The sequence below is a fragment of the Cupriavidus sp. FW305-26 genome, assembly GCF_058787975.1.
In genome coordinates this window covers 1-4,925 of the sequence record NZ_JBYTAH010000144.1, presented here as the reverse complement: position 1 = coordinate 4,925, position 4,925 = coordinate 1, and the positions used below count along the sequence as shown (strand labels likewise).

The window sequence follows — 4,925 nt, the reverse complement described above, 5'->3', positions numbered from 1 at the left end:
GCCCCAGCAGCACCCCCGCCCACGCCATCAGCGCCAGGAACGCGGCATAGCAGAGCATGATCGCCGCCACGTCGAAGCGGCCAAAGGTAATGGCCGAAGTCTTCATGCCGATCAGGAGGTCGTCGTCACGATCGACCATCGCATAAGCCGTGTCATACGCCACCGCCCAGAACACATTGGCCAGCAGCATCAGCCACGCCACCGGCGGCACCTGGTCCTGGATCGCGGCAAACGCCATCGGGATACCAAAGCCAAACGCGATGCCGAGATAAGCCTGCGGAATCGCAAAGAAGCGCTTGAAGAACGGGTAAGTGCCGGCCACCACCGCCGCCACCACCGCCAGCCATTTGGTCAGCGCATTGAGCGGCAACACCAGCGCAAAAGCCACCAGCGCCAGCACGGCGGCGACGGCCAGCGCTTCCCACGCTGCGATCTTGCCCGCGGTCAGCGGCCGTTCCCTGGTGCGCTTGACGTGCTTGTCGAAGTCGCGGTCCGCCCAGTCGTTGATGGCGCAGCCAGCCGAGCGCATCAGAAAGGTGCCCGCCACGAAGATCCAGAACAGCCCCCACGCCGGCGGCCCGCCCGCGGCCATCCACATGGCCCACAGCGTCGGCCACAGCAGCAGCAGCGTGCCGATCGGCTTGTCGATGCGCACCAGGCGCGCGTAGAGGGAAAGGCGTTCAAGCATGGGCGTGGGGGGCAACGGCGAGAGGGTCTGCACTGCGCGGATCCGGGAAGGAGGATTCAATGAAAACGCGCCGCAGCCCGGACGGTTGCGACGCGCAGTGCCGGCCGCTACTGAAGGGCAGCCGGAGGTGGCAAGCTGGCCTCAGGCCAGCATCGCGCGCAGCATCCACGCGGTCTTTTCGTGCGTCTGCATGCGCTGGGTCAGCAGGTCGGCCGACGGTTCGTCGCCGGCGGCGTCGATCACCGGGAACAGCGAACGCGCGGTGCGCACCACGGCTTCCTGGCCTTCGACCAGCTTGCGGATCATTTCGGTGGCCTCGGGCACGCCCTCTTCCTCCGCGATCGAAGACAGGCGGGCGTATTCCTTGTAGGTGCCCGGTGCCGGGTAGCCCAGCGCGCGGATACGCTCGGCGATCGAGTCCACGGCGAGCGCCAGCTCGGTGTACTGGGTCTCGAACATCAGATGCAGCGTATTGAACATGGGACCCGTCACGTTCCAGTGGAAGTTATGGGTCTTGAGGTAGAGGGTGTAGGTGTCCGCCAGCAGCTTGGACAGGCCTTCCGCGATCTTCTTGCGGTCCTTGTCGGAAATACCGATATTCACGCTCATCTCATTCTTCTTTGCCATGGTAAATACGCTCCGTTCTGGTAAAGCCACGAGGGGCGCCGCCGGCGCTTGCCATGTTTTGGGGCCGGGCGGCGCAGTACCCGCATTATTGCACTAGCCGGCAATCCCGGCCAAACCCCGGGCCACCTCGCTGAACATCACGGTCGCGCCGAGCACGATCACGGCGGCGCCGATTTCCTTGCGCCACAGCTTGTGGCGCAGCCGCGCGGCATCGGCGCGCCCGGGCTGGTCGTGCCCGTCATGCCACAGCTGTCGCCACTCTTGGATAAACAACCGGATCATCGCCATCATCGTTCTCCGCGGCGCGGCATCCCGCCAGGGGCGCCGCGCCCGGCTGCCGCTTACTTCAGGTTGAGCGCGCGCTTCACGCCCTCGCCGTAGGCCGGGTCGGCCTTGGTGAAGTGCTCCAGCTGCACGCGCACGATCGCCTCAGGCACGCCCTGCATCGCCGCCGCGATATTGGCGAACAGGCGCTGGCGCTGGCCTTCGTCGAACAGGCGGAACAGCGCGCCGGGCTGGCTGTAGTAGTCCGGGTCGACGCGGTGGTCCCAGTGGTCGGCGGCACCATCCAGTGCCAGCGGCGGCTCGATCGCGCGTTCGCTGGCGGCGTAGGCGCCTTCGCGGTTGGGCTCGTAGTTGAGCTTGCCTCCCTGGTTGCCGTCCACGCGCATCGCGCCGTCACGGTGGAAGCTGTTGTGGAACGGGCATTTCGGCGCATTCACCGGGATCTGGTTGTGGTTGATCCCCAGGCGGTAGCGCTGCGTGTCGCCGTACGAGAACAGCCGCCCCTGCAGCATCTTGTCGGGCGAGAAGCCGATGCCCGGCACGATATTGGCTGGATTCATCGCCACCTGCTCGACCTCGGCAAAGTAGTTGTCCGGGTTGCGGTTGAGCTCGAGCACGCCCACGTCGATCAGCGGGTAGTCCTTGTGCGGCCAGACCTTGGTCAGGTCGAACGGATTGATGTGGTACTTGGCCGCATCCGCCTCCGGCATGATCTGCACGCGCAGGTTCCAGCGCGGGAAATTGCCTGTCTCGATGTTCTCGAACAGGTCGCGCTGCGCGCTTTCGCGGTCCGTTGCCACGACCTTGGCCGCTTCTTCATTGGTCCAGTTGGCGATGCCCTGCTGCGACTTGAAGTGGAACTTGACCCAGAAGCGCTCGTTGTTCGCGTTGATGAACGAGTACGTGTGCGAGCCGAAGCCGTGGATCTGGCGGTAGTTCTGCGGCAGACCGCGGTCGCTCATCAGGATGGTGACCTGGTGCAGCGATTCCGGATGGCGCGACCAGAAGTCCCACACCGCGATCGGGTCGCGCAGGTTGGTGCGCGGATTGCGCTTCTGCGTGTGGATAAAGTCCGGGAACTTGAGCGGGTCGCGCACGAAGAACACCGGGGTATTGTTGCCGACCACGTCCCAGTTGCCTTCGTCGGTGTAGAACTTGATCGAGAAGCCGCGCACGTCGCGCTCGGCATCGGCCGCGCCGCGCTCGCCGGCCACGGTCGAGAAGCGGATGAACAGCGGCGTCTCCTTGCCGACCTGGGCAAAGACCGAAGCCTTGGTGTACCTGGTGATGTCGTGGGTGACCTTGAGCGTGCCATAAGCGCCCGAGCCCTTGGCATGCACGCGCCGCTCGGGGATGACCTCGCGGTCGAAGTGGGCCAGCTTTTCGAGGAACCAGACATCCTGCAGCAGCATCGGGCCGCGCGGACCGGCCGTCTGCGCGTTCTGGTTGTCGGCGACGGGTGCGCCGGCGGCAGTGGTAAGGGTGTCCTTCTTGCTCATCTTTTCCTCTTTGTGGGTAGGCTGAAAGGGAACGCCGCATCAGAGCGCGGCGGCATAGCAGGCAAGGCAATCGAGCAGGCAGCGCCCCACGCGGAGGGGAAACGGGCGCCCGTTGATTGTTGTCGGAGAGAACTGGGCGCTGGTGCTCATCATTGGTTCCTGTCTCAGGTCGATGCCATCTGCATCGACAGGAGTCAGCCTACCAACGATCTATCGAATTGAGAATTCAATTATTTATACCTATGCATTAGGTCAAATCTATCTGGGATTTCTGCAACTTATCGCAGCGGAAGGTGACCGCCCGAAGACAGATCCCTGAAATACCCCGTTGCGGGGCCGGAAATGACAACGGCCGCAACGGAATCTCCGGTGCGGCCGAGGGAAATGCCGGTACTGTGGGGGCAGGAAGATCAGGCCGCTTCGGCCAGCTCCTTGGCGTCCAGCTTGCGCACGCCGGCGAGTTCGCACGCGGCCACGGCGTTGGCCAGCGCTTCCATAGCCGGCAGCCGGGTGAAGCTCTTGCGCCAGGCCAGCACCACGCGCCGGTCGGGCACCGGATCGGCAAACGGCACGTAGGACAGCATGTCGCCCTTGGCCTTCAGGTCGGGCACCGAGGTGCGCGGCAGCACGGTGATGCCGACCCCGCTGGCCACCATATGGCGAATGGTTTCCAGCGACGAGCCCTCGAAGGTCTTCTGGATGCCGTCGGCCGCCTGCGAGAAGCGCGACAGTTCCGGGCACACGCCCAGCACATGGTCGCGGAAGCAGTGGCCGCTGCCCAGCAGCAGCATGGTTTGCTGCTTCAGTTCATCGGGGTCGATGGAGCGCGCCTGCGCCAGCTGGTGGCCGCGCGGCACGGCGACGACAAAGGGTTCGTCGTAGAGCGGGCGCACCGTCAGGCCCGAATCCGCGAACGGCTCGGCCATCACCGCGCAGTCGATCTCACCCTGCTTGAGCAGCTCGATCAGCTTGTGGGTGTAGTTCTCCTGCAGCATCAGCGGCATCTGCGGCACGGTCTCGATCATCTGCTTGACCAGCGACGGCAGCAGGTACGGCCCGATGGTGTAGATCACGCCCACGCGCAGCGGACCCGCAAGCGGGTCCTTGCCCTGCTTGGCGATCTCGCGAATGGCCATGGTCTGTTCAAGCACGCGCTGGGCCTGCGCCACGATCTGCTCGCCGACCGACGTCACCGACACCTCGGAGGTGCCGCGCTCGAAAATCTGCACGTTGAGTTCGTCTTCCAGCTTCTTGATCGCGACCGACAGCGTCGGCTGCGACACAAAGCAGGCTTCGGCGGCCCGGCCGAAATGGCGCTCGCGCGCCACGGCGACGATGTACTTGAGTTCGGTGAGCGTCATGACTTATCAGTTTCCGGTAGGCGATAGATTTTACCTTCGATTGCCGCTTCTGTCAGAGCGCCAGCCCGAATAGCCCGCAGCGGACTGGCGGGTGCGCTGGATGGCGCACATCCCGTCGAAAAACCAGCCCGCGATCAAGCCTTGAGGTAGTGCTCGCGCCCACCCAGCCAGCGCGAAAGGTGCGCTTCCACCGCTTCCGGGTAGCGCGCCAGCATCAGTTCGGCCGCCTCCTGCGCGTATTCCACCAGCCACGCGTCGGTCTGCAGGTCGGCAAAGCGCAACATCGCTTCGCCGGACTGGCGCGCACCCAGGAACTCGCCCGGGCCGCGGATCTCCAGGTCGCGCCGGGCGATCTCGAAGCCGTCGGTGGTCTCGCGCATGGTCGCCAGGCGCTCGCGCGCGGTCGGCGACAGCGGCGCCTGGTACATCAGCAGGCAGACCGATTCGGCGCTGCCCCGCCCCACC

At 65.1% G+C, this 4,925-nt stretch carries 5 protein-coding genes and 1 pseudogene; all 6 read right to left on the bottom strand.

What is annotated here, in order from left to right; all coding sequences use genetic code 11:
* A partial coding sequence (gene ubiA, locus AC3WQZ_RS35440) for a 4-hydroxybenzoate octaprenyltransferase (RefSeq protein ID WP_492294997.1) occupies positions 1-688 on the bottom strand: 688 nt, incomplete at its 3' end.
* Between the two features lie 141 nt (positions 689-829).
* A complete protein-coding gene (locus tag AC3WQZ_RS35435) occupies positions 830-1,315 on the bottom strand; it encodes a Dps family protein (protein ID WP_010815054.1) in 486 nt (161 codons plus the stop codon).
* A gap of 93 nt (positions 1,316-1,408) precedes the next feature.
* Positions 1,409-1,606 (bottom strand): hypothetical protein, encoded by a 198-nt coding sequence (locus tag AC3WQZ_RS35430; protein WP_041687510.1) that lies wholly within the window; start codon positions 1,604-1,606, stop codon positions 1,409-1,411.
* Between the two features lie 50 nt (positions 1,607-1,656).
* Positions 1,657-3,099: a catalase gene (locus AC3WQZ_RS35425; RefSeq protein WP_454749656.1), complete on the bottom strand. Its 1,443-nt coding sequence runs from the start codon at positions 3,097-3,099 to the stop codon at positions 1,657-1,659.
* 410 nt (positions 3,100-3,509) lie between these two features.
* Entirely contained in the window at positions 3,510-4,460 is a 951-nt protein-coding gene (locus AC3WQZ_RS35420) for a LysR substrate-binding domain-containing protein (protein ID WP_010815057.1), read from the bottom strand.
* 134 nt (positions 4,461-4,594) lie between these two features.
* Positions 4,595-4,925 (bottom strand): annotated as a pseudogene (locus AC3WQZ_RS35415) (ATP-dependent DNA helicase RecG); the annotation flags it as partial.

Excerpts from the sequence above, each read along its gene's own strand:
- AC3WQZ_RS35435 (WP_010815054.1), bottom strand. The coding sequence starts at position 1,315 with ATGGCAAAGAAGAATGAGATGAGCGTGAATATCGGTATTTCCGACAAG.
- AC3WQZ_RS35430 (WP_041687510.1), bottom strand. The coding sequence starts at position 1,606 with ATGATGGCGATGATCCGGTTGTTTATCCAAGAGTGGCGACAGCTGTGG.
- AC3WQZ_RS35425 (WP_454749656.1), bottom strand. The coding sequence starts at position 3,099 with ATGAGCAAGAAGGACACCCTTACCACTGCCGCCGGCGCACCCGTCGCC.
- AC3WQZ_RS35420 (WP_010815057.1), bottom strand. The coding sequence starts at position 4,460 with ATGACGCTCACCGAACTCAAGTACATCGTCGCCGTGGCGCGCGAGCGC.